The sequence below is a fragment of the Aquabacterium sp. genome (assembly GCF_050725395.1).
Lineage (GTDB): Bacteria > Pseudomonadota > Gammaproteobacteria > Burkholderiales > Burkholderiaceae_C > Aquabacterium.
Genome location: NZ_JBOHHL010000059.1, coordinates 1 through 13,360, shown reverse-complemented (window position 1 = coordinate 13,360; position 13,360 = coordinate 1). Strand labels below are relative to the sequence as shown.

Sequence of the window (13,360 nt, the reverse complement as noted above, 5' to 3'; positions counted from 1 at the left end):
GACCTGGCGCATCTTGCGTTCGAACTCCTCGAACTTCAGCGGGCGGTTGTCCAGGGCCGAAGGCAGGCGGAATCCGTACTCCACCAATGTGGTCTTGCGCGAGCGGTCGCCGTTGTACATGGCGCCCAGCTGGCCGATCATCACGTGGCTTTCATCCAAAAACATCAGCGAATCGGCCGGCATGTAATCGACCAGGGTGGATGGCGGGTCCCCCGGATTGGCCCCCGACAGATGGCGCGTGTAGTTCTCGATGCCCTTGCAATGGCCGATCTCTTGCAGCATTTCCAGGTCGAACCGGGTGCGCTGCTCGACGCGCTGCGCCTCGACCAGTTTGCCGCTGCCGACCAGCTCCTTCACGCGGCCGTTCAGCTCGTGCTTGATGCCCTCGATGGCGCGCAGCACCTGCTCGCGCGGCGTCACGTAGTGGCTCGAAGGGTAGACCACGAAGCGCGGGATCTTCTGGCGGATCTTGCCGGTGAGCGGGTCCAGCAGCGACAGCGATTCGACCTCGTCGTCGAACAGCTCCAGCCGCAAAGCCAGCTCGCTGTGCTCGGCCGGGAAGATGTCGATCGTGTCGCCGCGCACGCGGAAGGTGCCGCGCGTGAACTCCACGTCGTTGCGCTTGTACTGCATGCGGATCATCTGCGCGATGATGTCGCGCTGGCCCATCTTCTCGCCCTTGCGGACGATGAAACGCATCTGCGTGTAGTCCTCGGGCTTGCCGATGCCGTAGATGGCCGACACGGTGGCCACGATGACCACGTCACGCCGCTCGAGCAGGCTCTTGGTGGCGGAGAGGCGCATCTGCTCGATGGCCTCGTTGATGGCGCTGTCCTTCTCGATGAAGAGGTCGCGCTGCGGCACGTAGGCCTCGGGCTGGTAGTAGTCGTAGTAGCTGACGAAGTACTCGACCGCGTTGTTCGGGAAGAACTCGCGGAACTCGGCGTAGAGCTGCGCGGCCAGCGTCTTGTTGGGCGCGAACACGATGGCCGGGCGCCCTTGCCGGGCGATCACGTTGGCCATGGTGAAGGTCTTGCCCGAGCCGGTCACGCCCAGGAGGGTCTGGTAACTCAGCCCGTCTTCCACGCCTTCGCACAGCTGGTCAATGGCCGTGGGCTGATCCCCCGCCGGCGGGTAGGGTTGATAAAGCTGAAAAGGCGAGTCGGGAAAACTCACGAATTGCCCGGTTTGCCCTGTGTCAGGGCCGTCTTTGGGCACCTGGGCGGCAAGAGAAATATCAATCAGGTCGGACATGGAGGGCGCGGGTCGATAAAATAGGAGGTTTGCCCGGGTCGAATCGTCAGTCAAAAGCTGACGGCTCTCGCGGCGTTCACTGGTTTCAGCTTATCCCAACCGATCAAGGACTGCTTGCATGGCCTCGCTATTCGCCACCGTTGAAATGGCCCCCCGGGACCCGATCCTGGGCCTGAACGAACAATTCAACGCCGACCCCAATCCCGCCAAGGTGAACCTGGGCGTGGGCGTGTACACCGACGACCAAGGCAAGCTGCCCTTGCTGAAATGCGTGGCCGCCGCCGAAAAGCAAGCGCTCGAGGCGCCCAAGGCCAAGGGCTACCTGCCCATCGACGGCATCGCGGCCTACGACAAGGCCGTGCAAGGTCTGGTCTTCGGGGCCGAGCACGCCGCCGTGAAGGCTGGCCGCATTTCAACCGCGCAAGCCATCGGCGGCACGGGTGGCCTCAAGCTCGGCGCCGACTTCTTGAAGCGCCTGAACCCGAATGCGCAAGTCCTGATCTCGGACCCGAGCTGGGAAAACCACCGCGCCCTGTTCGAGAGCGCTGGCTTCGCCGTGGGCACCTACCCCTACTACGACGCCGCCAAGAAGGGCGTGAACTTCGACGGCCTGCTGTCCACCCTGAAGGCCGCTGAACCCGGCACCATCATCGTGTTGCACGCCTGCTGCCACAACCCGACCGGCTACGACCTGGAAGACGGCCAGTGGGAACAGATCATCGCCGCCGTCAAGGAACGTGGCCTGGTGCCCTTCCTGGACATGGCTTACCAAGGCTTCGGCAACGGCATCGCCGAAGACGGCAAGGTCGTCATCAAGTTCCTGGACGCCGGCCTGAACATTTTTGTGTCGACCAGCTTCTCCAAGAGCTTCTCGCTTTACGGTGAGCGCGTCGGCGCCCTGAGCATCGTCAGCGAATCGGCCGAAGAAGCCGCCCGCGTGCTGAGCCAGCTCAAGCGCGTCATCCGCACCAACTACTCCAACCCGCCCACGCACGGCGCACAGGTGGTGGCCACGGTGCTGAACACGCCCGCCCTGCGCACGATGTGGGAAGAAGAACTGGCCGCCATGCGTGACCGCATCAAGCTGATGCGCACGGCGCTGGTCAATGAACTCAAGGCCGCCGGCGTGACCGACGACCTGAGCTTCATCACCCGCCAGAAGGGCATGTTCAGCTACTCAGGCCTGAACGCAACGCAGATGCAGCGCCTGCGCTCGGAATTCGGCATCTACGGTGTCGATTCGGGCCGCATCTGCGTGGCCGCCTTGAACAACGGCAACCTCCAGGCCGTGGCCGCCGCGATCAAGGCTGTGCTGTAAAGCGACCACAGCGCGTGATTGAAAAAGGGGCCGCGAGGCCCCTTTTTCAAATCAGCCCAGCTTGATGATCTTGGCCACCGAAGGCACGCCCGCCGAGTTGAAGACGAACAGCATGTAGTAGCCGGGCGGCGCGGCATTGGCCGACGTGGGTGCCTGGATCGTCAGCGTGCCGCCCGAGGACGTGTAGCTCAAGTCCATGAAGCGCTGGTCGAAGTCGATCGTGTGCGTGACCGAACCGGTCTTGATGAAGGTCACACGGCTGACGCCTGAATCGACCGTGGCCGTGAAGTTGGCGCCCCAGGTGGTGGCCGTGGGTGCGGCCTGGATGACCGGGCGCACCGCCTTCGAGGTGCCGTTGTACAGGTAGGGCGGCGTGTAGACCTCGGCGTTCAGGTTGGTGGCCGGACCGGGTGCGCCGCCCCCCGCCGTCAGCACCGTGGCGTCCGGCAGCAGCAGCGAGATCGAGTGGTACAGCCGCATCTTGCTGGCCGTGGCCGCCACGGTCCAAGCCTTGGTGGCCGGGGTCCAGATCTTGGCCTGGTAGGCCACGCCGTTGGCCACGTTGTCCACCATCGACCCGCCATTCACCAGCACCTGCCCATTGGCCAGCACCGTGGCCGAGCCGTGGTAGCGGTCCTGACCCACGCCTGTGACCGTGGTGGCCGTGGGCGTGGCACCGTTGATGTCGATGCTCACCGCCTTGTTGAACTTGCGGAAGGACAGGATCTTGCCGGGCGCGTACATCACGCTGGGCAGGTAGAAATCGCTCTCGGTCAGCTTGAGTGAGGTGGCGGCGACGGAACCATTGCCGGAGGCGTCCAGGTAGTAGGTGCCGCCCCAGATGGTGGTGACGAACACCTTGCCATTGGGCGCCTGGTAGGCGCGTGGATAACTCCAGTTGCGCAAACCGTAGGCATCGTTGCTGGTGGCGCCGTTCAGCACGGTCCAGCCTTCCTCGTCGGAATACAGCTCGGGCGTGGGCGCCGGCGTGTTCGGATCAATGCGGCCGCCCAGCACCAGGATCTTGCCGTTGGACAAGGTCACCACCGTGGGGTACCAACGCAGGAAGCTCATGCGCTGCGGCGCGGCGTACAGGGCGTTGTGGCGGTAGTCGAAGAAATTGACGTCATCGGCCGAGTAATTGCGCACGCCCTTGACCGTGCGATCACCACCGACCAGCAGCACCGCACCACTGGAGGGCACGATGACCTGCGCGCTGCAGAAAACGTCGGTGCCCGTGGTGTTGGGCAACACCAGGTGCGAATCAGTGCCCGTGCCCTTGCTGGGATCCCAGACGTCGTAAATGAACTGGCCGGTCTGCACACCCTTGCTGTCCGAGCCATAGCTCATGACCCGGCCATCGGGCAAGACCACCACGTGCATGGGGATCAGCGGCCAGTTGACCACAGGGCCGAAGGTGCCCTTGGTGGCGGCATCGGCCGGAATCGTGCCGGTGCCGGTGCCCGGTGTGGTGGTCGTGGTGCCACCGCCACCCAGCAGTTTGATCAGCTGATCGAAGAGGCCGGCGTGGCTGCTCATGGGCAAAATGCCCAGCGTGGCTACCAGCAACGTCGAGCAAACGTGCAGTTTTTTGGATGCGGTCATGAGGTTCCCCTGAATGTAAAAAAATTTAACAGGGGTTTCTTAAAATTCACTCCCTCAACAAGGGGGTGCCCACCCCCCGGAATTACGGGGTTGCCGTGCGCTTGTTGTGATTCTCGGAAAAGCGCACTTGGTGCAAAGTTGATCAAAGTCGTCTATGCTGCACTGCACAATGCGCCCAAAAGGTGCGTGCTTAGAGAGGTCACCCACATGCTCTACCAAATCTACGAAACCAACCGCGCCTGGATCAGTCCCTTTTCGGAGTTCGCCAGCGCGGCGTCCAAGCTTTACAGCAACCCCCTGTCGCCCTTCGCGCAATTGCCGCAGGCCCAACGGGTGTCGGCGGGCTTCGACCTGGTGCATCGCCTCACCAAAGAGTACGAAAAGCCCGAGTTCGGCATCAACAAGGTCACCGTGGACGGCACCGATGTGGTGATCCAGGAACAGGCGGTGATCGAGAAACCCTTCTGCCGCCTGCTGCGTTTCAAGCGCTTCACCGACAACGCCAAGCTGCTGGGCACCATGCGCGAGCAGCCCTCCGTGCTGATCGTGGCACCGCTGTCGGGCCACCATTCAACGCTGCTGCGCGACACCGTGCGCACCATGCTGCAGGACCACAAGGTCTACATCACCGATTGGATCGACGCCCGCATGGTGCCGGTCGATGATGGTGCCTTCCACCTGGACGACTACATCAACTATGTGCAGGAGTTCATCCGTGCCCTGGGCCCCGACGTCCACGTGATTTCGGTGTGCCAACCCACGGTGCCTGTGCTGGCCGCGGTGTCCCTGATGGCCAGCCGTGGCGAACAGACGCCCCTGACGATGACCATGATGGGCGGCCCGATCGACGCGCGCAAATCGCCCACGGCGGTCAACAACCTGGCCATGAACAAGAGTTTCGAGTGGTTCGAGACCAATGTGATCTACCGCGTGCCGCCGAACTACCCCGGCGCGACGCGCCGCGTGTACCCGGGCTTTTTGCAGCACACGGGCTTCGTGGCCATGAACCCGGACCGCCACCGCGAGTCGCACTACGACTATTTCCTGGACCTGATGCGCGGCGACGACGACAGCGCCGAAGCCCACCGCCAGTTCTACGACGAGTACAACGCCGTGCTGGACATGCCGGCCGAGTACTACCTGGACACCATCCGCATCGTCTTCCAGGACTTTGCCCTGGTGAACGGCACCTGGGAAGTGCGCAACCTCAAGGACGAGCCCGAACTGGTCAAGCCCGAGGACATCAAGACCACCGCCCTGCTGACGGTGGAAGGTGAACTGGACGACATCTCGGGCGCAGGCCAGACCGAAGCGGCCCATGGCCTGTGCACCGGCATCCCCAAGGCACGCCACAAGCACTACACCGTGCAAGGGGCTGGGCACTACGGCATCTTTGCCGGCCGCCGCTGGCGCGAGATGGTCTACCCGGAAATCCGGGAGTTCATCGCGGCCAACAACAAATCGGCCAAGGTGCGCAAGGCCGCATGACGTAGACTGCGGCGCCTATGTTGGACGCCGCCCGGATCAATGCCCTCCTGCCGCAGACGCAATGCACGCGCTGCGGCTTTCCCGATTGCGCAAGCTATGCGCAGGCGATCGTGGCGGGCGAGGCCGGTATCAACCAATGCCCACCGGGCGGTGAAGAAGGCGTTCGGCGACTGGCCCAGGCCACCGGCCTGCCGCCCCTGCCCTTGAGCGCGGAGCATGGCCAGGAAGGGCCGCGCTTTTTGGCCGTGGTGGACGAGACCTGGTGCATCGGCTGCACCTTGTGCATCAAGGCCTGCCCGGTCGACTGCATCGTGGGCGCGCCCAAACAGATGCACACCGTGATCGAAGACCTGTGCACGGGCTGCGAACTGTGCATCCCGGCCTGCCCGGTCGACTGCATCTCGCTCGTGCCTTCGTCCACCGCAGAGCCAGCGCCAACCGGCTGGAACGCCTGGCTCAGCGAACAAGCGGACGAGGCCCGGCAGCGCTATGAATACCACCAGCAGCGGCTGGCGCAAACCAAACGCGACAACGATGCACGCCTGCAGGCCAAGGCCGAGCACAAGCTGGCCCACCTGGCCGAAGCGTCGCGCCTGACCGAGCCCGCCCAACTGGACCAGAAGCGCTCAGCGATCGAGGCCGCCTTGGCCCGTGCCCGGGCACGCCGTTCCACCGGCGCCTGACACGCAAGCACAAAACCACCAACCTGTCTTGCGCACGTTCTTTGACAAGTGACTAGGCTTGCCATCCTGCATCCCACATCACGCTCAGAGAGGTTCCAGCATGTCCGGTCTGTTTGATCCCATCCGCATTGGCCACATCGACCTGGCCCACCGCATCGTCATGGCCCCGCTGACCCGCAATCGCGCGGGCCCGCGCCAGGTCCCCACCGACCTCGCGGTCACTTATTACGAGCAGCGCTCCAACCCTGAAACAGGTGCCGCGCTGATCATCACCGAGGCCACCCAGATCAGCCCGCAAGGCCAGGGTTACCTGGACACCCCGGGCATCTACAGCGCCGAGCAAGTGGCCGCCTGGAAGAAAGTGACCGACGCCGTGCATGTGCACCATGGCAAGATCGTGGTGCAGCTGTGGCACGTGGGCCGCATCTCGCACACCTCGCTGCAACCCAACGGCGAAGCACCGCTGGCGCCATCCGCCATCCAGGCCAACACCAAGACCTTCACCGCCAAGGGTTTCGAGCCCGTCTCGGCCCCGCGCGCCCTGGCTTTGGAAGAACTGCCAGGCATCGTCGAGCAATACCGCGTCGCGGCCCGGCATGCCATCGAGGCTGGCTTCGACGGGGTGGAGATCCACGCCGCCAACGGCTACCTGCTGGACCAGTTCCTGCGCGACAAGACCAACCACCGAACCGACGCCTATGGTGGCTCGATCGAGAACCGCACGCGCCTGCTGGTCGAGGTGGTGCAAGCGGTGGTGGACGAGGTGGGCGCTGAACGCACGGGCATCCGCATTTCTCCCGTCACGCCCGCCAACGACATCAGCGACAGCGATCCCCAGGCGCTCTTCAACCACGTGGCCGAGCAGTTGGGCAGGTTCAATCTCCTTTACGTGCACGTGATCGAAGGCGCCACGGGCGGTCCGCGCGACAACATTCCGCTGGACTATGCTGCGCTGCGGCAGCGCGTGAATGCCCCCTGGATGGTCAACAATGGCTATGACCTGCCGCTGGCCAAGTCGGTACTGAGCCAGCATGGTGCCGACCTGATCGCTTTTGGGCGCCCCTTCATCAGCAATCCCGACCTGAAAAGCCGCCTGCACGACGGCGTTCCGCTGGCCGAGCCGGACAAGGACACGTTCTATGGCGGGGGGGCAAAGGGCTACACCGATTACCCACCCTTTGATTAACGCTGTCTGACATTTGCGACGCTTAATGCACGGAATTGGCGGTGGTTTCCCCCTATTCAAGGGTCATCAGCATGTCATGGTTGGCCCGCAAAATGCATCCTCACGAAATGGGCAGCGCTTGCGCCGCTGTCCATGAAGTGGAGATTGACCTATGCGCGCCTTGATGAACCTTGCCATTGAACCCGCCCTGCACCTCTTCGAGGTGTCGGCCGAAGTGATCCTGAGCCCCTCCTCCCAACAAGCCGTCAAACGCGTGTTGAAGGTGCTGGCCGACACGCCCATGGGCGCGGTCAAGATCGTGCGTGACCGCTATCCCAAGTCGCGCGCCCACCAGGTGATCTCGCGTCACAATCTGCCGGACAACCTCTCCTTCGCCTGACTTTTCTTTCCCAGTTATGCTGGCATGCCGACCAGCATTTGCGTCGGTATTTCATACCAGCCTGGGGAAAGAATTGCGATGACTGCTCCTTCACACAAGCGCTGGCTCGGCGCCTTGGCGACCGCTGCGGTCGCTGTCTCACTCACCGGCTGCGGCTACAACGAGTTCCAGGTGCTGGACGAGCAAAGCAAATCCGCCTGGTCGGAGGTGCTCAACCAGTACCAACGTCGCGCCGACCTCATCCCCAACATCGTCAGCACCGTCAAGGGCGAGGCCAACTTCGAGCAAGGCACGCTGGTCAAGGTCGTCGAGGCCCGCGCCAAGGCCACCAGCATCCAGGCCACGCCCGAGCTGGTCAACGACCCGGCCGCCTTCCAGAAATTCCAGGCTGCGCAGGGCGAGCTGTCGGGCGCCCTGTCGCGCCTGCTGGTCGTCACCGAAAACTACCCCAACCTGAAGTCCAACCAGGGCTTTCAGGATCTGCGCGTGCAGTTGGAAGGCACTGAAAACCGCATCACCGTGGCCCGCAACCGCTACATCAAGACGGTGCAGGACTACAACGTGAAGGTGCGCAGTTTTCCCACCAACCTGACGGCTGCGGCGTTCAACTATGAACCCAAGCCCAATTTCACGGTGCAGAACGAGGCGCAGATTTCATCGCCGCCCGTGGTCGATTTCAACACCGACAAGAAGTGACCAGGCGCTCGCCGTGACACACAAGCGATCCTGGCGGTCATGGTGGGCACGGGCCTGCCTGAGCGCGGCCTTGCTGCTGGTGCTGGGCCTGGCCCAGGCGACCGATGAGGGCGGCGTGCTGGCCGTGCCTGTGCTCAGCGGCCGGGTCATCGACCAGACCAATACCCTGACCAGTGCTCAGCGCCAGGCGCTGGACACCAAGCTGGCGGACGTCGAAACCCGGCTGGGCACGCAGATGGTCGTGTTGATGGTGCCAAGCACGGCGCCGGAGGACATCGCCATTTTTGCGCAACGCGTGGGCGATGCCTGGAAGATCGGGCGGCGCGAAGTGGGCGATGGCCTGCTGCTGGTCGTGGCCAAGAACGACCGGCGCGTGCGCATCGAAGTGGCCAAGACCCTGGAAGGCGCGGTGCCAGACCTGGCGGCCCGGCAGATCATCGACCGGGCCATCACGCCCGCGTTCAAGGCCGGTGATTTCGCGGGGGGGCTGACCCAGGGCATCGACCAACTGAGCGCGCGGGTGCAGGGCGAGAACCTGCCCCTGCCCGGCGCCGCCCCTGCTTCGGCACAGCGCACGGAACACCCTGGCTTTCAATGGAACGACCTGGGAGTGTTCCTGTTCGTCGGGGTGCCGGTGGTGGGAGCCTTGCTGTCGTCGATGCTGGGCCGCAAGGCCGGCGCCGCCGCCTCGGGGCTGGTGGCGGGTGGGCTGGGATGGGTGGTGACCACCAGCGCGCTGGTCGCCTTGGGCGTCGGCCTGGCCTCGACCCTGGTGGTGGCGGTCATGGCCTCGGGCGCCTCGCGTGGGCGGGGCGGACCTTTCATCGGGGGAGGTGGCTTTGGCGGTGGAGGTGGCTTTGGCGGCGGCTTCGGCGGCGGCGGGGGAGGCTTCTCTTCCGGCGGCGGTGGCGACTTTGGCGGCGGAGGGGCTTCGGGTGGCTGGTGAACACACGCCTTCTGGCAAACCATGGCGGCGCTGGGTTCGCCACCTGTGGATGGACGACGACACGGTGCGCCACCAGATCGGCACCGCCGGCCTCGATCGCTTGCAGGCACAGGTCCAGGCCAGTGAAACCAGGCATTTGGGCGAGCTGCGCTTGTGCGTCGAGGGTGGCCTGGGCTGGCAGGGTCTGCGGCAAAAGATCAGCGCCCGTGAACGCGCCCTGCACCTTTTCAGCACCTTGCGCGTGTGGGACACCGAGCACAACAACGGCGTGCTGATCTACCTGTTGCTGGCCGAGCACCGCATCGAAATCCTGGCCGACCGGGGCATCATGGACCGCGTGGGGGCCGACGCCTGGTCCCACATCGCCCAGCAACTGGGCGCTCGATTGCGCGAAGGCCATTTCGAAGAGGGCTTGAGCCAAGCCATCGAAGCCGTCACGCGATTGCTGACCGAGCACTTCCCGGCCAAGCCGCAGGGAGACAACCCCAACGAGCTGCCGGACACCGTGGTGGTGATCTAGGCCTTCGCCCCAAACAGATCACCGTGGCGAACCTGGCAGCCTTCGCAGTAGAAACTGCGGCGCTGTGTCAAACCCAATTTGCCCTTGTGAAAAGGGATGTGGCAACGCGGGCAGGTGGATTTGGTGTGCGCCAGCCAGTGCTGCTTCAACACGAAGGCCTTTTTCCACTCAAGGAACTGGAAGCTGTACACACGCGCTTCTTTGACCAACTCGCGCCGCTTGGCCACCGGTGTGGCGCCCAGGATCGACAAGGGATGCAGGCGGATGCGGAACAGCACTTCGTTCTTGATGATGTTGCCCACCCCCGAGAACACCGTCTGGTCCAGCAAGGCATCGCACACCAGCACGTCCGGCATGGCGGCCAGCTTCTTGAACGCCAGCTTGGGGTCCCAGAGCTCGGACATGACGTCGGCGCGCCAATCATAGGTCTCGGACAGGTCGCCTTCCACCAGCTTGACCGAACAGGTGTAGAAGTTCAGTTCGGTGCCGTCGGCAAAGCCGAGCTGCAGGCGGGGCAAGGCGCCATCCTTGCGCTCATTGATGCGGTAGCTGCCGAACATCAACAGGTGCACGCGCACAGCCAACCCTTGCAATTCGATCAGGAAGTGCTTGCCCCAACTGCGGATGGCCACGATGCGTTGCCCGAGCAGGCGGCCTGGGTCGATGGCGGCGCTGCCTTCGGCCCGGGCAATGGTCTTGCCGGCAAAGCCCGAGGCCAGCTCTTTCATGATGACGATGGAAGGGCCTTCTGGCATGAACACATCTTTCCTGGCTGCGGCGCCGAGCGGGATGACATCCAAGGAGCAAACCGTGCGCCCACCGCTAGACTGGCGCCATGAAAGCCGCCGACATCGCCCCCTTCTTCGCCACGCTGCAAGCCGCCAACCCCAGCCCCGAAACCGAACTGGAATACAGCACGCCCTTCGAACTGCTGACCGCCGTCTTGCTGTCGGCCCAAGCCACCGACGTGGGCGTGAACAAGGCCACCCGCAAGCTCTTCCCCGTGGCCAACACACCAGAGCAGATCCTGGCCCTGGGCTTTGACGGCTTGTGCGACTACATCAAGACCATCGGCCTGTACCGCAGCAAGGCCAAGCACCTGCTGCTGACCTGCCAGATGCTGATCGAGCAGCATGCCGGCGAAGTGCCGCGCAGCCGCGAGGCCCTGGAAGCGCTGCCAGGTGTGGGCCGCAAGACGGCCAATGTGGTGTTGAACGTGGCCTTTGGCGAGCACACGCTGGCGGTGGACACGCACATCTTCCGCGTCAGCAACCGCACGGGGCTGGCGCCAGGCAAAACGCCGCTGGCGGTGGAACTGAAGCTGCTCAAACGCGTGCCATCGCAGTACCTGCAGCACGCCCACCACTGGCTGATACTGCATGGCCGCTATGTGTGCCAGGCCCGCAAGCCACGCTGCTGGGAATGCAGCGTGGCCCGCTATTGCGCCTTCAAGCCGAAAACACCGGCCCCGGCGGCCTGAGCCCGACGAGGCCGGGCCGGGGGGTCAGGCCTGGCGGCGTTGGCGCGCCACGGCCACGCCCGCGATCAACAGGCCGACCAGGGCCAGCCCCGTCACTTCGGGTTCGGGCACCGCAGCGGCCATGGCCTGGCCCATGGCCTGGTGCAACACCGCGGTCGGGTGCACACCGTCCCACAGCACGTGCAGGTCGGGGTTGGCGCACAGGGTGCCACCACTGCCCGTGTAGTTGCCGGTCCAGCAAGGCTGGCCGGCCGTGCCGCCCGCCGCCAGGATCGCATCGCGGGCCACGGTCAGGCTGGGGTTGGGATCGAAGACGCGGATGGTGGCGCCACTCAAACTGCCTTGCAAACCCGACAAGGCCGCGGTGAGGTTGGTGTTGAAAAGCACCGACAAGGCGTGCGCCTGAGCCTGGGCTTGCGGCCCGGCCGCGATGGCCGCGGCGGTGTTGGCCAGGTCGGGCATCAAAGGCACGAAGAAGTCGCGCGCGCCAACGCCATGCAATTGGCTGACCTGGCCGGTGAGGTTGGCGATGGCCGGCGCCAGGGCCGCTGCTTTGTCGGTGGCCGAGAAAAAGTCATTGGCGCCGCCCCACAGGAAGTAGAGCGCCGAGGCATCGGCCGTTTTGCCGGCGGCCGTCAAGCCGTTGGTGAACTGGTCGACTTCGTTTTGAATGCCCGGCAAGCCGGGGACGCCAGCGCGGTTGGTGGTACCGGTGAGGGCGCCGCCAAAGGCGTAGTCCACCAGGGAAATGCCCAAGGTTTGCGCCATCACTTCCACGGCGACCGGGCCATTGCTGAAACGGCCATTCCAGTAAGGCGCGGTGGGCAGGCCAAACCCGAGGGCACCCTTGGTGGTGGCAAAGACATTGCCGTTGTCGGACAGGCTGTCGCCGAAAGCCACGATCTGGCTGTAGGCCGCATGGGCGGCACCCAGAGGCGCGGCCAGCAGGACCACGGCGGCGCCGATTGACGAAAGGGCGGTGTTGAAACGCATGGCGGGGATCTCCTGGGATTTTGAATGCTGGGATTCAAACATGATCCCCAGCGATCAGCCTCAACCGCGGCCAGAGGCCTCCCCCCTGAGAGGGCATTGCTTCAGGCGCCGGACAGGCCCAGGCCTTCACGCACCGAGGGGCACCGCAAACTGAGCCGCAACTCCGTTTTCAAACGCCGGTTGTCCAGCCGCCGTGATTCGCTCAGGAAGGACATCTGCATGGGGGACAGGGCCAAGGCGGCCTCGGCCCGGCTGATGCGCGGCGGGCGCGGCAAGGCGCACAGGTCGGCCACCAGGTCGAAATAATCGCCCATCAGCATGGTCTGGTCATCGCAGGCATGCACCACGCGCCCCGGCTTGCCGCGCCACAAGGCGGCCACGCACGCGCGGGCCAAGTCATCGGCCTGGATGTGGTTGGTGTAGACATCGTCGTCGCGGTTCAGCACAGGCGAGCCCTTGCGCACGCGGTCGGCTGGGTGGCCACCTTCGCGGTCGACCGCGTAGATGCCAGGGATGCGCAAAATGCTGGCACGGGCACCGGCGTGGCGCCCCCACCAGCGCAGCAGCGATTCGGCGTGCACCCGGCGTTGCGCGCGAGGCGTGGTCGGCGCCACCGCGCGGGTCTCGTCGAAACGGGCGCCTTGGGCATGGCCGTAGACGCCGGTGGTGCTGCCGTAGACCAGCGAGCGCACGCGGCCACGTCGCGACAAGGCCTGGAGCAGGTGCGCGGTGCGCGTGTCGTGCGCGCCCTGCCCGGGTGGCGGGGCCAGGTGCACCACGCGCGCGACCAGCCCCGCCAGCCGGGCCAGCGT

General features: G+C 64.7%; 14 protein-coding genes. 9 read left to right on the top strand and 5 right to left on the bottom strand.

Annotated features, from left to right (window positions below):
- Positions 1 to 1,254 (bottom strand): DEAD/DEAH box helicase family protein (locus tag ACREB4_RS20315; protein WP_431590067.1); only part of this gene is annotated, 1,254 nt, incomplete at its 3' end.
- Positions 1,255 to 1,372: 118 nt separating this feature from the next.
- On the opposite strand from ACREB4_RS20315, the gene ACREB4_RS20310 reads away from it, so the two are divergent.
- Positions 1,373 to 2,572: an amino acid aminotransferase gene (locus ACREB4_RS20310; RefSeq protein ID WP_431590066.1), complete on the top strand. Its 1,200-nt coding sequence runs from the start codon at positions 1,373 to 1,375 to the stop codon at positions 2,570 to 2,572.
- Positions 2,573 to 2,623: 51 nt separating this feature from the next.
- Here ACREB4_RS20310 and ACREB4_RS20305 read toward each other — a convergent pair whose 3' ends face one another.
- Positions 2,624 to 4,177, bottom strand: coding sequence for a galactose oxidase-like domain-containing protein (locus ACREB4_RS20305; RefSeq protein ID WP_431590065.1), 1,554 nt, complete (start codon positions 4,175 to 4,177; stop codon positions 2,624 to 2,626).
- A 207-nt stretch (positions 4,178 to 4,384) separates the two neighbouring features.
- Here ACREB4_RS20305 and ACREB4_RS20300 point away from each other — a divergent pair, with 207 nt between their 5' ends.
- The 7 genes from ACREB4_RS20300 to ACREB4_RS20270 all read left to right on the top strand — a co-directional run bounded on the left by ACREB4_RS20300 (position 4,385) and on the right by ACREB4_RS20270 (position 10,075).
- The gene (locus ACREB4_RS20300; protein ID WP_431590064.1) at positions 4,385 to 5,665 is read left to right on the top strand and encodes a polyhydroxyalkanoate depolymerase; all 1,281 of its coding nucleotides are present in this window, start codon (positions 4,385 to 4,387) and stop codon (positions 5,663 to 5,665) included.
- Positions 5,666 to 5,682: 17 nt separating this feature from the next.
- A complete protein-coding gene (gene rsxB, locus ACREB4_RS20295) occupies positions 5,683 to 6,348 on the top strand; it encodes an electron transport complex subunit RsxB (RefSeq protein WP_431590063.1) in 666 nt (221 codons plus the stop codon).
- A 100-nt stretch (positions 6,349 to 6,448) separates the two neighbouring features.
- The gene (locus ACREB4_RS20290) at positions 6,449 to 7,534 is read left to right on the top strand and encodes an alkene reductase (protein WP_431590062.1); all 1,086 of its coding nucleotides are present in this window, start codon (positions 6,449 to 6,451) and stop codon (positions 7,532 to 7,534) included.
- A 163-nt stretch (positions 7,535 to 7,697) separates the two neighbouring features.
- Positions 7,698 to 7,913, top strand: coding sequence for a hypothetical protein (locus ACREB4_RS20285; RefSeq protein ID WP_431590061.1), 216 nt, complete (start codon positions 7,698 to 7,700; stop codon positions 7,911 to 7,913).
- Positions 7,914 to 7,991: 78 nt separating this feature from the next.
- Positions 7,992 to 8,609 (top strand): LemA family protein, encoded by a 618-nt coding sequence (locus ACREB4_RS20280; protein WP_431590060.1) that lies wholly within the window; start codon positions 7,992 to 7,994, stop codon positions 8,607 to 8,609.
- 13 nt (positions 8,610 to 8,622) lie between these two features.
- Complete coding sequence (locus ACREB4_RS20275; RefSeq protein ID WP_431590059.1) at positions 8,623 to 9,555, top strand: TPM domain-containing protein; 933 nt, start codon at positions 8,623 to 8,625, stop codon at positions 9,553 to 9,555.
- Entirely contained in the window at positions 9,545 to 10,075 is a 531-nt protein-coding gene (locus ACREB4_RS20270; RefSeq protein WP_431590058.1) for a TPM domain-containing protein, read from the top strand. Before ACREB4_RS20275 ends, ACREB4_RS20270 begins: the two co-directional genes overlap by 11 nt.
- Here ACREB4_RS20270 and ACREB4_RS20265 read toward each other — a convergent pair.
- Positions 10,072 to 10,830 (bottom strand): DNA-formamidopyrimidine glycosylase family protein, encoded by a 759-nt coding sequence (locus ACREB4_RS20265; RefSeq protein ID WP_431590057.1) that lies wholly within the window; start codon positions 10,828 to 10,830, stop codon positions 10,072 to 10,074. The two genes, ACREB4_RS20270 and ACREB4_RS20265, sit on opposite strands and share 4 nt — an antisense overlap.
- Before the next feature lie 80 nt (positions 10,831 to 10,910).
- On the opposite strand from ACREB4_RS20265, the gene nth reads away from it, so the two are divergent.
- Positions 10,911 to 11,555, top strand: a complete 645-nt coding sequence (gene nth, locus ACREB4_RS20260; RefSeq protein WP_431590056.1) for an endonuclease III — start codon at positions 10,911 to 10,913, stop codon at positions 11,553 to 11,555.
- Between the two features lie 24 nt (positions 11,556 to 11,579).
- On the opposite strand, the gene ACREB4_RS20255 is transcribed toward nth, so the two are convergent.
- Positions 11,580 to 12,548, bottom strand: a complete 969-nt coding sequence (locus ACREB4_RS20255) for an SGNH/GDSL hydrolase family protein (protein WP_431590055.1) — start codon at positions 12,546 to 12,548, stop codon at positions 11,580 to 11,582.
- Positions 12,549 to 12,649: 101 nt separating this feature from the next.
- Positions 12,650 to 13,360 (bottom strand): NAD-dependent epimerase/dehydratase family protein (locus ACREB4_RS20250; protein ID WP_431590054.1); only part of this gene is annotated, 711 nt, incomplete at its 5' end.

Bases quoted from the DNA above. Each gene is read 5' to 3' on its own strand.
- ACREB4_RS20310 (WP_431590066.1), top strand. From the start codon at position 1,373: ATGGCCTCGCTATTCGCCACCGTTGAAATGGCCCCCCGGGACCCGATC.
- ACREB4_RS20305 (WP_431590065.1), bottom strand. From the start codon at position 4,177: ATGACCGCATCCAAAAAACTGCACGTTTGCTCGACGTTGCTGGTAGCC.
- ACREB4_RS20300 (WP_431590064.1), top strand. From the start codon at position 4,385: ATGCTCTACCAAATCTACGAAACCAACCGCGCCTGGATCAGTCCCTTT.
- rsxB (WP_431590063.1), top strand. From the start codon at position 5,683: ATGTTGGACGCCGCCCGGATCAATGCCCTCCTGCCGCAGACGCAATGC.
- ACREB4_RS20290 (WP_431590062.1), top strand. From the start codon at position 6,449: ATGTCCGGTCTGTTTGATCCCATCCGCATTGGCCACATCGACCTGGCC.
- ACREB4_RS20285 (WP_431590061.1), top strand. From the start codon at position 7,698: ATGAACCTTGCCATTGAACCCGCCCTGCACCTCTTCGAGGTGTCGGCC.
- ACREB4_RS20280 (WP_431590060.1), top strand. From the start codon at position 7,992: ATGACTGCTCCTTCACACAAGCGCTGGCTCGGCGCCTTGGCGACCGCT.
- ACREB4_RS20265 (WP_431590057.1), bottom strand. From the start codon at position 10,830: ATGCCAGAAGGCCCTTCCATCGTCATCATGAAAGAGCTGGCCTCGGGC.
- nth (WP_431590056.1), top strand. From the start codon at position 10,911: ATGAAAGCCGCCGACATCGCCCCCTTCTTCGCCACGCTGCAAGCCGCC.
- ACREB4_RS20255 (WP_431590055.1), bottom strand. From the start codon at position 12,548: ATGCGTTTCAACACCGCCCTTTCGTCAATCGGCGCCGCCGTGGTCCTG.